This window comes from Nocardioides montaniterrae (assembly GCF_054782655.1).
Genome location: NZ_BAAGSB010000001.1, coordinates 1 through 18,054, shown reverse-complemented (window position 1 = coordinate 18,054; position 18,054 = coordinate 1). Strand labels below are relative to the sequence as shown.

The following is an 18,054-nucleotide window of genomic DNA, read 5'->3' as shown; positions in this document are numbered from 1 at the left end:
GGGGGTTACAGCGGCCGCTGCGTCGGGCAGGATCCCGGCATGCGACGACGTGCATCACGCGGTGTGCTGCTCACGGCGGTCCTGGTGCTGCTCGCCCCGCTGTCCGCTGACGCGGCGGCGCACCACGGGACGTTCACCGCCGACACCTGGACCGGCACGAGGTACGCCGACACGGCGTACCTCGGCGCCGGCGACGACCGGGCGGACGGGGGAGATGGAGCGGACACGATCTACCTGGGCGCCGGCGACGACCGAGCGCTGGGCGGTCGTGGGAACGACACCTTGCGCGGCAGCGGAGGGTCGGACGCGCTGATCGGTGGTGGCGGCGCGGACACGCTCATCGGCGGCCGTGGGGACGACCTGCTCCGCAGCGCCGGCACGGCCAGCGGCACCCACGACCTGCTGGTCCCTGGTGACGGCGCCGACTTCGTCGAGGCGCTGTCCGGTGGCGAGCGCATCTACCTGGGTATCCCGGACGGCGACGTCGACGAGGTGTGGTGCTTCGGGCGTGGGGCCAGGATCGTCTACCGGCAGCTCGACCCGAAGGACCACCTGTACGACTGCGGCGACCCGGTGATCATCGGGTGACCTGCAGCGGGAGCGCACTGACACAATGACGCGCATGGAGCACGTGGTGATCATCGGTGGCGGCCCGGGCGGATACGAGTCGGCGCTGGTCGCGCGGCAGCTGGGTGCCGACGTGACGATCGTCGATACCGATGGCCTCGGCGGCTCGGCCGTTCTCACCGACTGCGTGCCCAGCAAGACCCTGATCGCGGCAGCCGAGCTGATGACCGAGGTGTCGCGTGCCGAGGAGCTCGGCCTGAGCCTGCACGACGGACCGTCCGAGGGCCTCCACGTCGACCTCGACCGGGTGAACAAGCGGGTCCTCGCCCTGGCCGAGCAGCAGTCCAAGGACATCGACTCGCGGATCCGCCGTTGGGGCGTCACCGTGGTCAACGGCCGCGGCCGGCTGGACGGCCCCCACAAGGTCGTCGTCGACAAGCCTGACGGCACGACGCAGACCATCGACGCCGACGCGATCCTGATCTCGACCGGAGCCGCTCCGCGCACCCTCCCCTCCGCCCGGCCCGATGGCGAGCGGATCCTCACCTGGGAGCAGGTCTACGACCTGACCGAGCGCCCCACCGAGCTGATCGTCGTCGGCTCCGGAGTCACCGGCCTCGAGTTCGCCAGTGCCTACCTCGCCCTCGGCATCCCGGTCACCCTGGTCAGCAGCCGCGAGCGCGTGCTGCCCGGCGAGGACGCCGACGCCGCGGCCGTCCTCGAGGAGGTCGTCACCCGCAAGGGCATGACCGTCCTCGGTCAGTCCCGGATGGAGTCGGTGACCCGCGACGGCGACGTGGTCACCGTGGCGCTGACCGACGGCCGCAAGGTCAGCGGCAGCCACTGCATCCTGGCCCTCGGCTCGGTCCCGAACACGGCCGACCTCGGGCTGGCCGAGGCCGGCGTCGAGACCGACGACGGTGGTTTCATCAAGGTCGACAAGGTGTCCCGCACCTCCGCCCGGGGCGTGTACGCCGCCGGCGACTGCACCGGCGTGCTCATGCTGGCGAGCGTCGCCGCCATGCAGGGCCGGATCGCGATGTGGCACTTCCTCGGAGACGCCGTACAGCCGTTGGAGCTCAAGAAGGTGGCCTCCAACGTCTTCACCGCACCCGAGATCGCGACCGTCGGCTGGTCGCAGAACGCCATCGACGCCGGTGAGATCGAGGCCGAGTCGGTCACGCTCCCGCTGGCGACCAACCCGCGCGCCAAGATGCAGGGCGTCAGCGACGGCTTCGTGAAGCTCTTCTGCCGCCCCGGCACGGGCATCGTCGTCGGGGGAGTCGTGGTCGGTCCGCGGGCCAGCGAGCTGATCCATCCCGTCTCGATCGCGGTCGCCGAGGGCCTGACCGCCGACGACCTCGCGCAGGCGTTCACCGTCTACCCGTCGGTCTCGGGGTCCATCGCGGAGGCCGCGCGTCGCCTCCACGGAGTGTGACTGACAGAATCATCCCCATGCGCGTGCACCTCGGCTGCGACCACGCAGGTCTGGAGCTCAAGTCCCACCTGACCGCCTGGCTCACCGAGCACGGCTACGAGCCGGTCGACCACGGCCCGTTCCAGTACGACGCCCTCGACGACTACCCCGTCTTCTGCCTCCGTGCGGCGGAGGGTGTGCGCGAGGACCGGGCCAACGGCCTGCACAGCCTCGGCGTCGTCATCGGCGGCTCCGGCAACGGCGAGCAGATCGCCGCGAACAAGGTCGAGGGCATCCGCGCCGCGCTGGCGTGGTCCGAGGAGACGGCCGCGCTGGCCCGCGAGCACAACGACGCCTGGGTCGTCGCGGTCGGCGGCCGCATGCACACCATCGACGTGATGACCCGCCTGGTGGAGGTCTTCTTGACCACTCCGTTCTCCGGCGAGGAGCGGCACGTACGCCGCATCGGCCAGATGGCCGACTACGAGACCACCGGAGAGCTGCCGCCGCTGCCCGACTCCGCGGTCTCTGCGGGCGCGACGGACGATGCCTGAGGGGCATACCCTCCACCGACTGGCCCACCAGCTGACGGACGTGTTCGGGGGACGTCCGGTCCGGGTGGGTTCCCCGCAGGGGCGCTTCGCCGACTCCGCGGCCGCCCTGGACGGCGTACGTCTCCTCGACGCCGAGGCCTGGGGCAAGCAGCTCTTCATCCGGTTCGAGGACGAGCGGTTCATCCACGTGCACCTCGGCCTCTACGGCAAGTTCGGCGTCCGCTCCGACGTCGAGGAGGTGCCCGCGCCGGTCGGCCAGGTCCGTCTGCGGCTCCAGACCCCGACGTCGTACGCCGACCTGCGCGGCGCGACCACCTGCGCGCTGGTGACCGCGGCCGAGCGTGACGCGGTGGTGGCGCGCTCCGGGCCCGACCCGCTGCGACCCGACGCCGATCCCGATCGCGCCTGGGCCCGCATCGGCCGCAGCGCCAGCCCGATCGGCACGCTGCTGATGGATCAGACCGTGCTCGCCGGGGTCGGGAACGTCTACCGTGCTGAGGTGCTGTTCCGTCATCGCATCCACCCGCTGCGGCCGGGTCGCACGCTGCGCAAGGCGCAGTGGCAGGCGATGTGGGACGACCTGGTCGTGCTGATGGCCGAGGGGGTGCGCACCGGCCGCATCGACACGGTGCTGCCCGAGCACACGCCCGAGGCGATGGGACGTCCGCCGCGGGTGGACGACCATGGCGGAGAGGTCTACGTCTACCGGCGTACGAGCCAGCCCTGCCACGTCTGCCAGCGCCCGGTCCGCACCGAGGTCCTGGGTGGGCGCAACCTCTTCTGGTGCAGCCGCTGCCAGCCCGTCTTCCGCAGCCGGGCGGCGTCGCGATGAAGCGCTCGCCGCGCAGCCGGCGCTCCTCGATGCTGGTCGACCTGCGCGACCGGATCCTCGCCCAGGGCGAGATCCCAGTGCTGCCCAAGCAGTGGCTGGTCGAGTCCGCGCTGACGTCGGCTGGTGGCTCGCCGTTCGCGGGCGACTTCGTGGTCGCCACCAAGCGCGACCGGGGCCGCTGCCTCGACCTGGCCGTCGTCGACGTCTCCGGCAAGGGGGAGGCCGCCGGCACCCGCGCGCTCCAGCTGTCGGGGGCGATGGGCGGACTGCTGGGCGCGCTGCCGCGCGAGGACTTCCTCAGCGCCGCCAACGACTACCTCCTCCAGCGCGCCTGGGAGGAGGGCTTCGCGACGGCGATCCACCTCTCCCTCGACCTGACCAACGGCGAGTTCCAGGTCCGCGCCGCCGGCCACCCGCCGGCAGCGCAGCGTCATGCCGGCTCGGGCCGCTGGGAGGTCCACCGGACCGAGGGGCCCGTCCTCGGTGTGCTGGAGGACGTCACGTACGCCCCGCTCTCCGGCCGGCTGGCCCCCGGGGACACCCTCGTCCTCTACACCGACGGCATGGTCGAGGAGCCGCGGCGCGACATCGAGCTCGGCATCGACGCGATGCTCGGCGCGGCCGAGTCGCTGCTGCGTCACTCCTGGGACGGCCTGTCCGCACGCCTCGTCGCGGCCGTCGGCTCGCCCGACGACGACCGGGCCCTCCTGATGGTGCACCGCCGAGGGTGACGTGGAAAGATGCTCCTGCGTTCAACCGGTCGCTGACCGGGACCGCGGGGATGTAGCTCAATGGTAGAGCCTCAGTCTTCCAAACTGATTACGCGGGTTCGATTCCCGTCATCCCCTCTCCGACACCGTTTCCGCAGGTCAGAAGCGGTTTCGCGGGGCGTAGCGTAGTGGCTAGCGCGCCTGCTTTGGGAGCAGGAGACCGCAGGTTCGAGTCCTGTCGCCCCGACCATCTCCCTTCACCGGACGACCGCCGATTTCCCGCCGGTCCAGGCGTGGCACGACCGGGTCTCTGAGAGCATCGGACCTGTGGAGCGCTGTTCGGTCCTGGCTGCGGAGCGGGACGAGTCGATGATCGGTACGGCGTTCCCGCAGGGCGGTGTCCTGCTCGTGGAGCAGCCCGGCGCGTGGGGTCCCCAGGGCCTGTCCGACTCCGACTTCGACGCCTCCGTGGCGGCGGCGCTGCAGAAGCGTGCCGACGCCGCCGGCCTTCGGCTGCTGGCGATCCGCCGCCCCGAGCGCGTCGCGGGCAGCGCCCTGCGACGTGCCTGGGCGGTCCGGCCGTCCGGCTCGACGGTGACCGCCTGGAGCACCTTCGAGGACGACGGCGACCTGCTCGACGCCCCGCTCGACGGTACGGCGGGGGAGCCGGCCGGCGAGCCGGCGTACCTCGTCTGCACCCACGGCAAGCGCGACCTGTGCTGCGCGATGGAGGGACGGCCGATCGCGGCGGCCCTCAACGCGGTACGTCCTGGTCAGGTGTGGGGGTGCAGCCACACCGGCGGGCACCGCTTCGCGCCGGTCGTCGTGGCGCTGCCGACCGCGTTCCCGGGCGCGGCGATGTACGGACGGGTCACGCCGTCCGACACCGTGCACATCGCCGACGCGACCGATGCGGGTCGTGTGCTGCCGGAGCTGCTGCGGGGCCTGACCGGCCATCCGGCGTACGTCCAGGCAGCGCTGGCGCACGTCCTGACCGACCATCCGGTGCCGGGCGACTGGCAGGTCCTCGGCTCGCTCGCGGACGCCGCCGACCGGTGGGAGGTCGACCTCGCCGGACCCCGCTCGCTGACCGTCGCGGTGCTCGCGGAGACGACGGCTGAGCCGATGGTCAGCTGCGGCAAGCCGGACCTCTCGCCCCAGACCCACTACCGCGTGCTGTCCAGCTGACTCTCCCGGTTCGTGGGGGTGCCCCCTGCGCGGGTAGTGTGAGCCAGTCTGAATCCGGGCGTCTTAGCCGGCTGATCTAACGCCGGCGCGCCCCACCCACCGACTAGTAGGAGATCACCTGTGAAGAGCGCCGTCGAGACCTTGAGCCCGACCCGGGCCAAGCTGACCGTCGAGGTGCCCTTCGAGGAGCTCAAGCCGAGCCTCGACGCGGCGTACCAGAAGATCGCGAAGCAGATCAACGTCCCCGGCTTCCGCCGCGGCAAGGTCCCGCCGCAGGTCATCGACCGCCAGGTCGGCCGTGGTGCCGTCCTCAGCGAGGCCGTCGACGACGTGCTGCCGAAGGCCTACACCGAGGCCCTGCAGGAGAACAGCCTCACCCCGCTGGCCCAGCCGGAGATCGAGGTGACCAAGCTCGACGACACCGAGGGCCTGGCGTTCACCGCCGAGGTCGACATCCTCGCTCCGTTCGAGGTTCCGGCGTACGACGGCATCGAGGCCTCCGTCGAGGACATCGCCGTCTCCGACGAGGACGTCGAGGAGCAGGTCCAGGCGCTGCGTGAGCGCTTCGGCACCCTGTCCGAGGTCGAGCGCGCCGCTGCCGACGGTGACTTCGTCACCATCGACCTGGCCGCCACCAAGGACGGCGAGGCCGTCGAGGGCGCCGAGATCAGCGGCTTCAGCTACCAGGTCGGCAAGGGCGGCATGATCGACGGTCTCGACGAGGCCCTCGTGGGCCTCTCGGCCGGCGAGTCCAAGACCTTCTCCTCGCAGCTGGTCAACGGCGACGCCGTCGGCGAGGACGTCGAGGTCGCGGTCACCGTCTCCCAGGTCCAGGAGCAGGAGCTCCCCGAGCTGGACGACGACTTCGCCCAGGACGCCTCGGAGTTCGACACCCTGGCCGAGCTCAAGGACGACGTCCGTGAGCGGCTGACCCGTGGCAAGCGCCTCGAGCAGGCCGCCGCCGCCCGCGACGCCGTCCTCGAGGCCCTCCTCGAGAAGACCGAGATCGCCCTGCCCGACGCGCTGGTCACCGAGGAGCTCAACGCTCGTCGCCAGTCCGTCGAGCAGCAGCTGGCGTACGCCGGCATGACGCTGGCCGCCTACCTCGAGGACGAGGGCCAGACCCAGGAGGAGTTCGAGGCCGACCTCGAGCGCCGGGTCCGCGACGCCGTCGCCGCGCAGTTCCTGCTCGACGAGATCGCCAACAAGGAGGAGCTCGGTGTCGACCAGTCCGAGCTCACCCAGCACATGATCCGTCGTGCCCAGCAGTCCGGTCAGGACCCGCAGGAGTTCGTCAACCACATGGTGGAGCACAACCACGTCGGTGAGCTGATCGCCGAGATCCGCCGCGGCAAGGCGCTCGCCCAGCTCGTCGAGGGCGCGACCGTCAAGGACGCCTCCGGCAACGTGGTCGAGCTGAAGAACCTCCTCCCGGACGGCACCATCGCCGACCCCGCCGAGGTCGAGGCCGCCGAGGCCGCCGCTGTCGAGGCCTGATCGCCCCGGTTCGTCGTACGACGGCCCCTGCCCGCATCGCGGGTGGGGGCCGTCGGCTTGTGCGCGCACCCCGCGCATGTAACTACGTGTCCAGTGCACTGGCCGGGTGGTCTTTCACCCTGGTAGTGCACTGGACACGTAGTTACATGAGCCCGTCCGCACAATGAGTGTACAACTGTGCACTCACTGGGTTATCGTCACGCCGTGAACACGACGACCCCCGCCGGCCCGACCCTGCTCGACGCGCTCTCGCTCGTCGCTCAGGCGGCCGACGAGGTCATCGTGGACACGGTCCGAGACACCCATCGGGCGATCTCGGACCGGGTCCACGGTCTGGTCCGACTGGGGGTCGGACCAGCCGTGGCGCCCGTCGAGACGGCGCACAACCTGATCGCCGGCGCGGTCTACACCTCGATCGGTGCCACCCTGCGCACCGCGAGCAAGGGCCTGGACAAGGTCGCCGAGGCGGGCCCGCAGCTCGAGGAGCAGGCCTGGGGGAGGCTGGTCAACTCGGCCGTCAACGGCCTGATCGGCGACGAGCTGCTCCGCGACCGCCCGCAGCTGGCGATCCCGATGGCCGTACGCCGGCACGGGCGCGACGTCGCCGCCGACGACCCTCAGGCCGTGGCGGCCGCCTTCCCGGGCGCCACGGGCAGGATCGTGGTGTTCCTGCACGGGCTGTGCGAGAACGAGGAGGCGTTCAACATCCACCGCGACAAGCGGGGGACGACGTACGCCGAGAGCCTGGCCGCCGACGGCTGGACCCCCGTCTTCCTCCGCGCCAACACCGGCCTCCCGCTGCGCGAGAACGGTGCGGCACTGACCGCCCTGATGCAGCGGCTCACCGCCTCCTGGCCGGTCGAGGTCGAGCGGATCGCCCTGGTGGGCCACTCGATGGGCGGCCTGATCATGCGGGCCGCTTCCGCCGTTCAGGCCGAGACCGGGACCCCCGCGTGGGCCGAGAAGGTCAGCGACGTCATCACCCTCTCCACGCCGCACCTCGGCTCCTGGTTCGCGGTCAGTGCGGGTCACGCCAGCCGTGGGCTCGCGCGGCTGCCCGAGGTCGCGGCCTTCGGCCGGATCATCGACCGCCAGGGCCAGGGCATCCGTGACCTGGTCGAGGGCCTGCGCGAGGACGTGCCGCCGCTGCCGCATGCGCGCTACCGCCTGGTCAGCGCGACCCTGACCCGCTCGGCGCGCCACCCCGTCGCTCGCGCGATCGGCGACCTCCTGGTCACGCCGCGCAGCGCCGCCGGCATCGACCGGGCAGGCCGTGAGCTGTTCCCCGGGGCTGAGATGCTGCACGTCGGCCGCACCGACCACTTCGGGGTGCTCAACCATCCCGACGTCGACGCGGCGCTGCGCCGCTGGCTCGCCTGAGGAACCTCCGCGGTACCCTCAGGAATCCGCTGTCGGCGAACACCGGCCCGGATCGCGTGGATCGGGCCGCTCCGGCGGCTAGTGTCGCCGTCGTGAGCCTGAATCCTGAGATCGCTGCACCCCAGATGAACGGCGGGGGCATGAGCTTCCTCGACGACAACATCTACAGCCGGCTGCTCAAGGAGCGCATCGTCTTCCTCGGTTCCGAGGTGCGTGACCAGAACGCCAACGCGATCTGCGCCCAGCTGCTGCTGCTCTCCGCCGAGGACCCCGAGGCGGACATCTTCCTCCACATCAACAGTCCTGGTGGCTCCGTGGATGCCGGCATGGCCATCTACGACACCATGAACTACATCCCCAACGACGTCGCGACCGTCGGCATGGGCCTGGCCGCGTCGATGGGTCAGTTCCTGCTGTGCGCCGGCGCGGCCGGCAAGCGCTACGCCCTGCCCCACGCGCGGATCATGATGCACCAGCCGTCCTCCGGCATGGGTGGCTCCGCCTCCGACATCAAGATCCAGGCGCAGCAGTCGCTGCACATCAAGAAGGTGCTGCTCGACCTCATCGCCGAGCACACCGGCCAGAGCGTCGAGCAGGTCATCGAGGACGCCGACCGCGACCGCTGGTTCACCGCCCACGAGGCGCTCGAGTACGGCTTGGTCGACCAGGTCATCAAGAGCGCCAAGGAAGCCGCCGGCGAGGGCCGCCCGGCCCACAAGAAGGACTGAGCATGAACTACTACATCCCGCAGTGGGAGGAGCGTACGTCGTACGGCATCCGCCGCATCGACCCGTACACCAAGCTCTTCGAGGACCGCATCATCTACCTCGGCACCCCGATCTCCGACGAGGTCGCGAACGCCGTGATCGCCCAGCTGCTGTGCCTGCAGTCGATGAACCCCGACCAGGACATCAGCATCTACATCAACAGCCCCGGCGGCTCGTTCACCGCGCTGACGGCGATCTACGACACGATCCAGTTCATCAAGCCGGACGTGCAGACGGTGTGCATCGGACAGGCCGCGTCCGCCGCCGCGATCCTGCTGGCCGCCGGCGCCAAGGGCAAGCGTCTCGCGCTGCCCAACAGCCGGATCCTGATCCACCAGCCCTACACCGAGGGCACCTTCGGGCAGACCTCCGACATCGAGATCCAGGCCAACGAGATCCTGCGGATGCGCGAGCTGCTCGAGAAGATGATCAGCGACCACTCGGGCCGGCCGATCGAGGAGGTCAGCCGCGACATCGAGCGCGACAAGATCCTCACCTCGGCCCAGGCGGTGGAGTACGGCCTGATCGACTCGATCCTCGAGTCGCTCAAGAAGACGCCGGCCCTGACCTCAGGCTCCTGACCCGACTTTCGTCGTAGCATCACAGAGACCGACCCCTAGGAGGACCGCCGTGGCTCGCATCGGTGACGGAGGCGACCTGCTCAAGTGCTCTTTCTGCGGAAAGAGCCAGAAGCAGGTCAAGAAGCTGATCGCCGGCCCTGGCGTCTACATCTGCGACGAGTGCATCGATCTCTGCAACGAGATCATCGAGGAGGAGCTCGCCGAGGGCTCCGAGGTCGAGCTCGCCGAGCTGCCCAAGCCGAAGGAGATCTTCGAGTTCCTCAACTCCTACGTCATCGGCCAGGAGCAGGCGAAGAAGACGCTCGCGGTGGCGGTCTACAACCACTACAAGCGGGTGCAGGCGGGTGTCATGCCGGCCAACGGCAAGCACTCCAAGGACGAGGTCGTCGAGGTTGCCAAGTCGAACATCCTGGTGATCGGTCCGACCGGTTGCGGCAAGACCTACCTCGCCCAGACGCTCGCGCGGATGCTCAACGTCCCGTTCGCGATCGCGGACGCCACGGCGCTGACCGAGGCCGGGTACGTCGGCGAGGACGTCGAGAACATCCTGCTCAAGCTGATCCAGGCTGCCGACTACGACGTCAAGAAGGCCGAGACCGGCATCATCTACATCGATGAGATCGACAAGGTGGCCCGCAAGGCCGAGAACCCCTCGATCACCCGCGACGTCTCCGGCGAGGGCGTCCAGCAGGCGCTGCTGAAGATCATCGAGGGCACCACCGCCTCGGTGCCGCCGCAGGGTGGCCGCAAGCACCCGCACCAGGAGTTCATCCAGATCGACACCACGAACGTCCTGTTCGTCGTCGGCGGTGCGTTCGCGGGCCTGGAGCACATCATCGAGCAGCGGGTCGGCAAGAAGACCCTCGGCTTCACCGCCGAGGTGCACGGCCAGGCCGAGAAGGACGCCGAGGACCTGCTGGCCCAGGTGCGTCCGGAGGACCTCACCAAGTTCGGTCTGATCCCCGAGTTCATCGGGCGTCTGCCGATGATCGCGAGCGTCAACAAGCTCGACCGGCCGGCGCTGGTCGAGATCCTCACCGAGCCGCGCAACGCCCTGGTCAAGCAGTACCAGAAGCTCTTCGAGCTCGACGGCGTCGAGCTGGAGTTCACGCCGGACGCCATCGACGCGATCGCCGACAAGGCGCTCGAGCGCAAGACCGGCGCCCGCGGACTCCGCGCGATCATCGAGGAGACCCTCCTCTACGCGATGTACGACGTCCCCTCCCGCGGCGATGTCGAGAAGCTGATCGTCACCCGTGAGGTGGTCGACGAGGGTGCCGAGCCGACCCTGGTCCTGCGCAAGCCCAAGAAGAAGTCTGCGTGACCGAAGGGCGATCGAGGAACGAGATCGCCCGGAGGTGTAGGCCTTCCTCGATCGGGCACAGGTGCCCATGGCCAGCGACGAGCTCAGCGACCTCCTGACGTCCCTGGACCCGCCGATGGTGCTGGTCACCACGGCGGCGGAGGGGGAGCAGGCGGGCTGCCTGGTCGGCTTCCACTGCCGTTCGAGCATCGACCCGGGGCAGTACTCGATCTGGCTGTCGAAGGCCAACAACACCTACCGGGTGGCGCTGCGGGCCGAGCACTTCGCGGTGCACGCGCTCACCGCGGACGACATGGCCCTGGCCGAGCGGTTCGGAACCCGTACCGGTGAGGAAGAGGACAAGTTCGCCGGCCTCGACACGGTGGTCGACGAGCACGGCGTACCCCTGCTGACCGCGTGCGAGAACCGGATGACGCTGGACCGGATCGCCGTGCTCGACGCCGGTGGCGACCACGTCTGCATCGCCGCGCGGGTGCGGTCGGCGCGTACGCCGGGCCCGTTCACCCCGTTGCGCCTCTCGGCCGTCGAGCACCTCACGCCCGGCCACGAGGCCGACGAGCGGGCCGTCGACCCCGAAGCCTGACGCCCCACGACCGCGGGACGGACCGATCGCGCAGAAGCGCGGTGGTCCACCGCTCACCCGGCGTCGAGGTGACGCCCGATCGGTCCGTTCTTCGGTTGCGTGACGCGGAGCGATCTACTCCTGATCCGCAACGTCAGCGGTGACGGTGAGCTCGGTGGCGGAGTCGCACACGGTGAAGACCAGGTCGCCCACGATGTTGCCGGCGCGACGGAGGTCGGCGGCGGCGGACTCGGCCTTGGGCGTGAGGTTCGCCGGACCGGTGACCTCGACGCGGGCGAGCGGGGCGCGCATCTTGACCTTGGCCTGCGACTTCGCGCCACGGATGCCGGACAGCGCGGCAGCGACGGCGTCGACGACGCTGCCGTCAGCGGCGGCGGCCGAACCGAGCTCGCCGACGGTCGGCCATGCAGCGGTGTGCACCGAACCCTCCTGCCACCACGACCAGACCTCCTCGGTCACGTAGGGCAGGAACGGCGCGAGCAGGCGCAGCTGGACCTGGAGCGCGAGCGCGAGGGTCGAGCGCGCCGAGTCGGCGGCGAGGCCGCCCTCCTTGTCGTAGGCGCGCTCCTTGACCAGCTCGAGGTAGTCGTCGCAGAACTCCCAGAAGAACTTCTCGGCGACCTCGAGCGCGGTGGTGTAGTCGTAGGCGTCGAACGCGTCGGTCGCCTTGCGGATCACGCCTGCGAGACGGCCGACCAGCGCGACGTCGACCGGCTCGGAGACCGCGACGGCGCTGTACGTCGTCGCGCCGACGCCGAACTCGTCGTCCAGGACGAAGCGCGAGGCGTTGAGGACCTTCATCGCCAGGCGACGGCCGACCTTCATCTGGGTCTCGTCGAACGGCGAGTCCAGGCCCGGGCGGGCGATGGCTGCACGCCAGCGGACCGCGTCGGCGCCGTACTTGTCGAGGATCTCGTTGGGGACCACGACGTTGCCCTTGGACTTCGACATCTTCTTGCGGTCGGGGTCCAGGATGAAGCCCGACAGCATCGCGTGGCCCCACGGGACCGCACCGTTCTCGAAGTGCGCGCGGACGACGCGGGAGAACAGCCAGGTGCGGATGATGTCGTGGGCCTGTGTGCACAGGTCCATCGGGAAGACGCGGCCGAACAGGTCGTCGTCGGTGCTCCAGCCGCCCGCGATCTGCGGGGTGAGCGAGGAGGTGGCCCAGGTGTCCATGACGTCCGGGTCGCCGACGAAGCCGCCCGGCTTGCCGCGCTGGTCCTCGGTGTAGCCGGCCGGCGCGTTGGTCGACGGGTCGATCGGCAGCTGCGCATCGGTGGGCAGCAGCAGCCGGGTGTAGTCGGGCTCGCCCTCGGCGTCCAGTGGGTACCAGACCGGGAAGGGGATGCCGAAGAAGCGCTGGCGGGAGATCAGCCAGTCGCCGTTCAGGCCGCTGACCCAGTTGTCGTAGCGGTGCTTCATGTGGCTGGGCAGCCAGTCGATCTCGGCGCCACGGGCGAGCATCTTGTCGCGGGTGGCGGCGTCGCGGCCACCGTTGCGGATGTACCACTGGCGGGTGGAGACGATCTCGAGCGGCTTGTCGCCCTTCTCGTAGAAGTTCGCCATCCGCTGGGTCGGCTTGGGGTCTCCGTCGAGGTCGCCGGACGCCTTGAGCGCCGCGACCATGGCCTCGCGGGCCGAGTGGGCGGTCTTGCCCTTGAGCTCCTCGTACGCCGACGCGGCGGTCTCGGACGACAGCCACTCGGGCGTCTCGCGGGTGAACCGGCCGTCGCGGCCGATCACGGTGCGGACGGGCAGGTTGAGCTCGCGCCACCACTGGACGTCGGTGAGGTCACCGAAGGTGCAGCACATCGCGATGCCGGCGCCCTTGTCGGGCTCGGCGGCGGTGTGCGCCAGGACGGGGATCTCGACGCCGAAGACGGGGGACGTCACGGTGGTGCCGAACAGCGGCTGGTAGCGCTCGTCGTCGGGGTGCGCGATGAGCGCGACGGCGGACGCGATGAGCTCGGGTCGGGTCGTCTCGACGTACACCTTGCGACCGTCGGCGGCGTGGTAGGCCACGCGGTGGTAGGCGCCGGGGTAGTCCCGTGCCTCGAGCTCGGCCTGGGCGACGGCGGTCTGGAACGTGACGTCCCAGAGGGTCGGCGCCTCCTGGAGGTAGGCCTCGCCACGGGACAGGTTGCGCAGGAAGGCGCGCTGGGAGACGGCCTGCGCCTTCGGGCCGATGGTCGTGTAGGTCTCGTCCCAGTCGACCGAGAGGCCCAGGGTGCGCCACAGCGACTCGAAGACCTTCTCGTCCTCCTGGACGAGTCGGTCGCACAGCTCGATGAAGTTCGGCCGCGAGATCGGGATCTGCTTCTTCGGGTCCGGCTTCTCCGGCGGGGTGAAGTCGGCGTCGTAGGGCAGCGAGGGGTCGCAGCGCACGCCGAAGTAGTTCTGGACGCGGCGCTCGGTCGGCAGGCCGTTGTCGTCCCAGCCCATCGGGTAGAAGACGCTCTTGCCGGTCATCCGCTGGTAGCGCGCGATGACGTCGGTGTGCGTGTAGGAGAAGACGTGCCCGACGTGCAGCGATCCGGAGACCGTCGGCGGGGGAGTGTCGATGGAGTAGACGTTCTCGCGCGGCTGGGTGCGGTCGAACTTGTACGTCGCGTCCGCCTTCCACCGCTCGGCCCACTTCGACTCCAGGCCCTCCAGGGCCGGCTTCTCGGGTACCGCGACGACGCGGCTGGCCTGCGTCGATGCCTCAGGCGCGGTCTCGGTCGCCGGGGTGTCCTGGGTGTTGCTCATAGCCCTTGATCCTAGAGATCGGTGCTGCGCGGGTTGAATCGGCGTACCACCTTCTGCTTACTCTCGGACGGTGCGTTCCATCACTCGCGGCCTCGGCCCGTCGATCCTGCTCGCCCTGCTGCTGGCCGGCGCCGGCCTGATCTCGGCGGACCCCGCGGCGGCCCAGGGCCCCACGTCGGTGGACATCCAGGGCCGCGGCAACGGTCACGGGCACGGCATGTCGCAGTGGGGCGCCCAGGGCGCCGCGCTGCAGGGGCGTACGACCCCGCAGATCCTGGCCTTCTACTACCCCGGCACCTCGTGGGGCACCGCCGGCGGCAATGTCACCGTGCAGATCAGCGGCGACACCAGCAACGACGTGGTGGTCGCGAACCGCACGGGCCTCACCGCCCGGCGCGTGGCCGGGGGCACGACCTGGAAGCTGCGCAACTCGCGCGCCAAGCGGTGGCGGCTCGCGGCCGTCGACCACGGTGCCTCGACGCGGCTGTCGGTGCTCACCGATCGCTGGCACGTCGTCCGGACCCTCAAGGGTCAGGCGCAGTTCGGGGCCGGCGGGGCGCCGATCAAGCTCTTCCTCCCGCACGGCTCGCGCTCCTACCGCGGCGTGCTCCGCTCGGCGGGCGGCAGCGCCCGGGACACCGTCAACGTCGTCTCCCTGGAGAGCTACCTGAAGGGCGTCGTACCGCAGGAGGCCTATCCCAGCTGGGAGCCCGCCGCGTTGCGCGCCCAGGCCGTCGCCGCTCGCACCTATGCCGCCTTCGAGCGCAGCGAGCCGACCAGCCCCTCCTTCCAGATGTACGACGACACCCGCGACCAGGCGTACGGCGGTTACTCGGCCGAGGTGGCGAGCACCAACGCCGCCGTCAGCCAGACCGCCAAGCAGGTCCTGACGTACGCCGGCGAGCCGGCCTTCACGCAGTTCTCGGCGAGCAACGGCGGCTGGACGACGTACGGCGGAAAGCCCTACCTCCCCGCCCAGCAGGACCCCTACGACAGCTGGGCCGGCAACCCGTGGCCCGCGACCATCCAGGCGAGCGCGATCGAGCGCGCCCTCCCGGCCATCGGCGACTTCCAGTCGCTCAGCGTCGTCGCTCGCGACGGCAACGGGATGTGGGGTGGCCGGGTCACGTCGGTGCGGATCGACGGGCTCAAGAACGGCGTGGCGACACATGCCACGATCACCGGCGACCAGTTCCGTTCCTGGTTCGGGCTGCGCTCGACCTGGTGGCAGCTGGTTTGAGAGGTGAGACACCAGTGACGCCAGGGGTCCCGGATCGTTGGACCGGCATGCGTGCTCGGATCTGCGTCCTCGCCCTCGTCGCTCCCTTCGCCGTCGCCCTGGCGCCCTCTGCGGCGCACGCGACGACTCGCTACTGCGACGGCGAGGTGGCCAACATCGTGGGCACCGACGGTCCCGACACCCAGGCGACCGTCACGGGCACGCACAACCCCCTCGGTGACGTGGTCTGGCTCGGCGGTGGCAACGACCAGTACTCCGGTGGCGCGGGCAACGACATCATCTGCGGCGGCGCTGGTGCCGACGGCATCGCCGGCGGAGCCGGCAACGACACGATCCTCGGCGAGACCGGCAACGACCTGCTCGCCGGTGGCCTGGGCGACGACTCGATCTCCGGTGGCGGTGACGCCAAGGACGTGCTCACCTACGGCAACGCAGCGACCGGCGTGACCGTCCACGCCGGTGCGCAGACCGTGGACGGCGAGGGCCACGACACCTATGCCGGCATCGCGATCGTCCGCGGCAGCACGCACGCCGACACGATGGTCGGCAGCGCCGGCAGGGACTGGTTCGAGGGTGACGGCGGCGCCGACACGCTCACCGGCAACGGCGGCTCCGACGTCCTCTTCGACATCTCCGGCGTCATGCACGGCGGCGCCGGCAACGACCTGGTCATCGCCTGGGGAGGCGTCGGCCACGGCGACGCCGGCAACGACACGATCCGGATCCGCAACAGCGGCGCCGGGTACGGCGACGACGGGAACGACCTGTTCTACGTCGGCCGCGGCGCCCCGCACGCCTACGGCGGCGGTGGCAACGACGAGTTCGCGATGCGCTCGGTCAACTACGGCTCGGTCCTGCATGGCGGCTCCGGCTCCAACGCGATCACCTTCCACCAGTTCAAGACCGGCGTGAAGGCCGACCTCGGCGCCGGCACGGCCGCCTGGGGCAACGGGCACACGGTCTCCTTCACCCGCATCCACGGGGTGACCGGGACGAGCCACGGCGACCGGTTGGTCGGTTCGAGCGGGAGCGACCTCATCTACGGCGACCCCGGCAACGACACCCTGATCGGCAAGGGCGGCAACGATCTGCTGATCGGCGGCGGCGACACCGACTCGGCCGACGGCGGCGCCGGCGGCGACGTCTGCAAGGCCGAGCGCATCCGAGCCTGCGAGGCGCGCTGAGCGTCGACGCTCAGGCGTACGCCGCGCGCGCGGCGATCACCGCGTCGTAGGTCGCACGATCCAAGGCAGCGCCCTCCCGGCGTACGCCGTCCTCACGCAGCTTCACGAGCCGGTTGAGGCGAACCTCGCTGGGGCGGTGCCGCGGGTCCCACGCGCCGGTGCCGACGTCCATCCAGAAGCGGCCGGCGCGGGCCTCCTGGGCCTCGTCGCGGTCGTGGTCCTTGCTGGTCAGCACCAGGCAGTGCAACAGCCGCACGGTCCCTGAGCCCGTCTCGGGGTCGGGCGCGGTCTCGTCGCCGATCACCAGGACCGGGCGGTCCTTGCCCTGCGTCGGGTCCTCCTCGTAGGGCACCCAGCCCCAGCAGATCTCGCCCGGATCGGGTCGTCCGTCGTGGTGCGGGGAGTAGCTGCCGTCCGGCTCGGTCACGCCAGCAGGCTAGCGCTCAACGCTCGTCCAGCTCCTCGAGCCGGCGGCGGCGCTCCTCGGCTGCCTCCTGCTCACGACGGACCTGGCCACGGGCGACGACGCGCATGATCAGCAGCAGCACGACCAGCGCGACGACCAGTCCGATGACCATGACGACGGGCGGGAACCGGCCGTCGAGGACACCGTGTGCCGGCGGTGGGGCCGTGGGAGACCTGTCGTTCCCGAGCATGTCCGGGAATCTAGCAACTCCTCCCGCTCGGCCGGCGTCCGGTCAGCCGCGGGCGATGCGCGGCGAGAGCGCCAGCCCGCTGCCCATGTCGGCGCGCAGGGCGTCGTCGAACCACTCGACGGTGTCGGCGGCGTTCGAGGTGACGACCGAGGTGCCGAACCGGATCCAGGCCGGGTCACCCAGGCAGCTGCTGGGGATGGCGTAGCGCACGAGGCGGCGGAGCCGGTCGACGGTGATGCTCAGGTCGTCGCAGTCGACCAGGACGTTCCGGGCGAAGACGGCCTTGCCGTTGCCGGCGGCGGAGTCGACGCGGGTGGCGGAGAAGCGGCCGGTCGGCGTACGGAACGTGCTCGTGACCAGGTAGTTGTGGGCAGGCAGCGCCGAGAACGTGTGCACGGTGACGGTGATCGTGCGGGCGCCGTTCACGGCGCGCACGCCGATCACGTCGGTGCTCAGGTGCGCCGGCGCCGGCGAAGTGGTCGCCCAGCCGTTGCTGGTCGTCGTGACGTCGATCAGCGCGTCGAAGTGGGACCACGAGGCGGCCGACGCGGTGGTCGCGGTCGCGAGGACGATGCCGAGGGCTGCGAGGGTGCTGCGGATCAGGCGGGTGGGGATGATTCGGGTAGCCATTCGGAGCAGCATGGTCGCTCGTGGCGGCTCGGGCATCAGCCGATCGGTCAGTTCTCCTGGTTCGTCGGGTCGCCTGGCCTGCAGGTTTCCCAAGGGATGCAGGGCGGATTCGTGGGGTCATCGCAACACCTGAGGTGAGGGTGGTGTGTGGTGCCGCACGGTGTGAGGGTGTCGCGAGAGGTACGTCGGGGGT

18 protein-coding genes and 2 tRNA genes are annotated in these 18,054 nt (G+C 70.5%); 16 read left to right on the top strand and 4 right to left on the bottom strand.

Annotated features, from left to right (window positions below):
* Nucleotides 1-39 precede the first annotated feature (39 nt).
* The 14 genes from ACYVJ3_RS00100 (at nt 40) to ACYVJ3_RS00035 (ending at nt 11,400) form a co-directional block, all read left to right on the top strand.
* Nucleotides 40-588, top strand: a complete 549-nt coding sequence (locus ACYVJ3_RS00100) for a calcium-binding protein (protein ID WP_460850436.1) — start codon at nt 40-42, stop codon at nt 586-588.
* 34 nt (nt 589-622) lie between these two features.
* Nucleotides 623-2,005, top strand: a complete 1,383-nt coding sequence (locus ACYVJ3_RS00095) for an NAD(P)H-quinone dehydrogenase (protein WP_460850435.1) — start codon at nt 623-625, stop codon at nt 2,003-2,005.
* A gap of 17 nt (nt 2,006-2,022) precedes the next feature.
* The gene (locus ACYVJ3_RS00090; protein ID WP_460850434.1) at nt 2,023-2,538 is read left to right on the top strand and encodes a ribose-5-phosphate isomerase; all 516 of its coding nucleotides are present in this window, start codon (nt 2,023-2,025) and stop codon (nt 2,536-2,538) included.
* The gene (locus ACYVJ3_RS00085; protein ID WP_460850433.1) at nt 2,531-3,370 is read left to right on the top strand and encodes an Fpg/Nei family DNA glycosylase; all 840 of its coding nucleotides are present in this window, start codon (nt 2,531-2,533) and stop codon (nt 3,368-3,370) included. The genes ACYVJ3_RS00090 and ACYVJ3_RS00085 overlap by 8 nt, the downstream gene beginning before the upstream one ends.
* Nucleotides 3,322-4,101: a PP2C family protein-serine/threonine phosphatase gene (locus tag ACYVJ3_RS00080; RefSeq protein ID WP_460850432.1), complete on the top strand. Its 780-nt coding sequence runs from the start codon at nt 3,322-3,324 to the stop codon at nt 4,099-4,101. The genes ACYVJ3_RS00085 and ACYVJ3_RS00080 overlap by 49 nt, the downstream gene beginning before the upstream one ends.
* A 46-nt stretch (nt 4,102-4,147) precedes the next feature.
* Nucleotides 4,148-4,218 (top strand) — tRNA-Gly (locus ACYVJ3_RS00075).
* A 36-nt stretch (nt 4,219-4,254) separates the two neighbouring features.
* Nucleotides 4,255-4,330 (top strand) — tRNA-Pro (locus ACYVJ3_RS00070).
* A gap of 77 nt (nt 4,331-4,407) precedes the next feature.
* A complete protein-coding gene (locus ACYVJ3_RS00065; RefSeq protein ID WP_460850431.1) occupies nt 4,408-5,268 on the top strand; it encodes a sucrase ferredoxin in 861 nt (286 codons plus the stop codon).
* A 120-nt stretch (nt 5,269-5,388) separates the two neighbouring features.
* Nucleotides 5,389-6,765, top strand: a complete 1,377-nt coding sequence (gene tig / locus ACYVJ3_RS00060) for a trigger factor (protein WP_460850430.1) — start codon at nt 5,389-5,391, stop codon at nt 6,763-6,765.
* Nucleotides 6,766-6,969: 204 nt separating this feature from the next.
* Nucleotides 6,970-8,145: an alpha/beta hydrolase gene (locus tag ACYVJ3_RS00055; protein WP_460850429.1), complete on the top strand. Its 1,176-nt coding sequence runs from the start codon at nt 6,970-6,972 to the stop codon at nt 8,143-8,145.
* A 125-nt stretch (nt 8,146-8,270) separates the two neighbouring features.
* The gene (locus ACYVJ3_RS00050; RefSeq protein ID WP_460851084.1) at nt 8,271-8,873 is read left to right on the top strand and encodes an ATP-dependent Clp protease proteolytic subunit; all 603 of its coding nucleotides are present in this window, start codon (nt 8,271-8,273) and stop codon (nt 8,871-8,873) included.
* Nucleotides 8,874-8,875: 2 nt separating this feature from the next.
* A complete protein-coding gene (locus ACYVJ3_RS00045) occupies nt 8,876-9,493 on the top strand; it encodes an ATP-dependent Clp protease proteolytic subunit (protein ID WP_460850428.1) in 618 nt (205 codons plus the stop codon).
* Nucleotides 9,494-9,542: 49 nt separating this feature from the next.
* On the top strand, nt 9,543-10,817 hold the full coding sequence (clpX, locus tag ACYVJ3_RS00040) for an ATP-dependent Clp protease ATP-binding subunit ClpX (protein ID WP_460850427.1): 1,275 nt from the start codon (nt 9,543-9,545) through the stop codon (nt 10,815-10,817).
* A gap of 67 nt (nt 10,818-10,884) precedes the next feature.
* On the top strand, nt 10,885-11,400 hold the full coding sequence (locus ACYVJ3_RS00035) for a flavin reductase family protein (RefSeq protein ID WP_460850426.1): 516 nt from the start codon (nt 10,885-10,887) through the stop codon (nt 11,398-11,400).
* A gap of 114 nt (nt 11,401-11,514) precedes the next feature.
* Here ACYVJ3_RS00035 and valS read toward each other — a convergent pair whose 3' ends face one another.
* Nucleotides 11,515-14,151 carry a valine--tRNA ligase gene (gene valS, locus ACYVJ3_RS00030; protein ID WP_460850425.1) on the bottom strand — a complete coding sequence of 879 codons (2,637 nt, stop codon included), beginning with the start codon at nt 14,149-14,151 and terminating at the stop codon, nt 11,515-11,517.
* A 70-nt stretch (nt 14,152-14,221) separates the two neighbouring features.
* On the opposite strand from valS, the gene ACYVJ3_RS00025 reads away from it, so the two are divergent.
* Complete coding sequence (locus ACYVJ3_RS00025) at nt 14,222-15,391, top strand: SpoIID/LytB domain-containing protein (protein ID WP_460850424.1); 1,170 nt, start codon at nt 14,222-14,224, stop codon at nt 15,389-15,391.
* A gap of 47 nt (nt 15,392-15,438) precedes the next feature.
* Nucleotides 15,439-16,575, top strand: a complete 1,137-nt coding sequence (locus ACYVJ3_RS00020; protein ID WP_460850423.1) for a calcium-binding protein — start codon at nt 15,439-15,441, stop codon at nt 16,573-16,575.
* Nucleotides 16,576-16,585: 10 nt separating this feature from the next.
* Here ACYVJ3_RS00020 and ACYVJ3_RS00015 read toward each other — a convergent pair whose 3' ends face one another.
* From ACYVJ3_RS00015 to ACYVJ3_RS00005, 3 genes are read right to left on the bottom strand one after another with little or no spacing between them, the layout of a single operon-like run.
* The gene (locus ACYVJ3_RS00015) at nt 16,586-17,002 is read right to left on the bottom strand and encodes a type II toxin-antitoxin system PemK/MazF family toxin (RefSeq protein ID WP_460850422.1); all 417 of its coding nucleotides are present in this window, start codon (nt 17,000-17,002) and stop codon (nt 16,586-16,588) included.
* Nucleotides 17,003-17,018: 16 nt separating this feature from the next.
* Nucleotides 17,019-17,231, bottom strand: coding sequence for a hypothetical protein (locus ACYVJ3_RS00010; RefSeq protein WP_460850421.1), 213 nt, complete (start codon nt 17,229-17,231; stop codon nt 17,019-17,021).
* Nucleotides 17,232-17,273: 42 nt separating this feature from the next.
* Nucleotides 17,274-17,861, bottom strand: coding sequence for a hypothetical protein (locus ACYVJ3_RS00005; RefSeq protein WP_460850420.1), 588 nt, complete (start codon nt 17,859-17,861; stop codon nt 17,274-17,276).
* Nucleotides 17,862-18,054: the final 193 nt, after the last annotated feature.

Coding starts and splice junctions, on each gene's coding strand:
- ACYVJ3_RS00085 (WP_460850433.1), top strand. CDS start 2,531: ATGCCTGAGGGGCATACCCTCCACCGACTGGCCCACCAGCTGACGGAC.
- ACYVJ3_RS00100 (WP_460850436.1), top strand. CDS start 40: ATGCGACGACGTGCATCACGCGGTGTGCTGCTCACGGCGGTCCTGGTG.
- ACYVJ3_RS00095 (WP_460850435.1), top strand. CDS start 623: ATGGAGCACGTGGTGATCATCGGTGGCGGCCCGGGCGGATACGAGTCG.
- valS (WP_460850425.1), bottom strand. CDS start 14,151: ATGAGCAACACCCAGGACACCCCGGCGACCGAGACCGCGCCTGAGGCA.
- ACYVJ3_RS00050 (WP_460851084.1), top strand. CDS start 8,271: ATGAACGGCGGGGGCATGAGCTTCCTCGACGACAACATCTACAGCCGG.
- ACYVJ3_RS00020 (WP_460850423.1), top strand. CDS start 15,439: ATGCGTGCTCGGATCTGCGTCCTCGCCCTCGTCGCTCCCTTCGCCGTC.
- ACYVJ3_RS00010 (WP_460850421.1), bottom strand. CDS start 17,231: ATGCTCGGGAACGACAGGTCTCCCACGGCCCCACCGCCGGCACACGGT.
- ACYVJ3_RS00045 (WP_460850428.1), top strand. CDS start 8,876: ATGAACTACTACATCCCGCAGTGGGAGGAGCGTACGTCGTACGGCATC.
- ACYVJ3_RS00090 (WP_460850434.1), top strand. CDS start 2,023: ATGCGCGTGCACCTCGGCTGCGACCACGCAGGTCTGGAGCTCAAGTCC.
- ACYVJ3_RS00005 (WP_460850420.1), bottom strand. CDS start 17,861: ATGGCTACCCGAATCATCCCCACCCGCCTGATCCGCAGCACCCTCGCA.
- ACYVJ3_RS00035 (WP_460850426.1), top strand. CDS start 10,885: ATGGCCAGCGACGAGCTCAGCGACCTCCTGACGTCCCTGGACCCGCCG.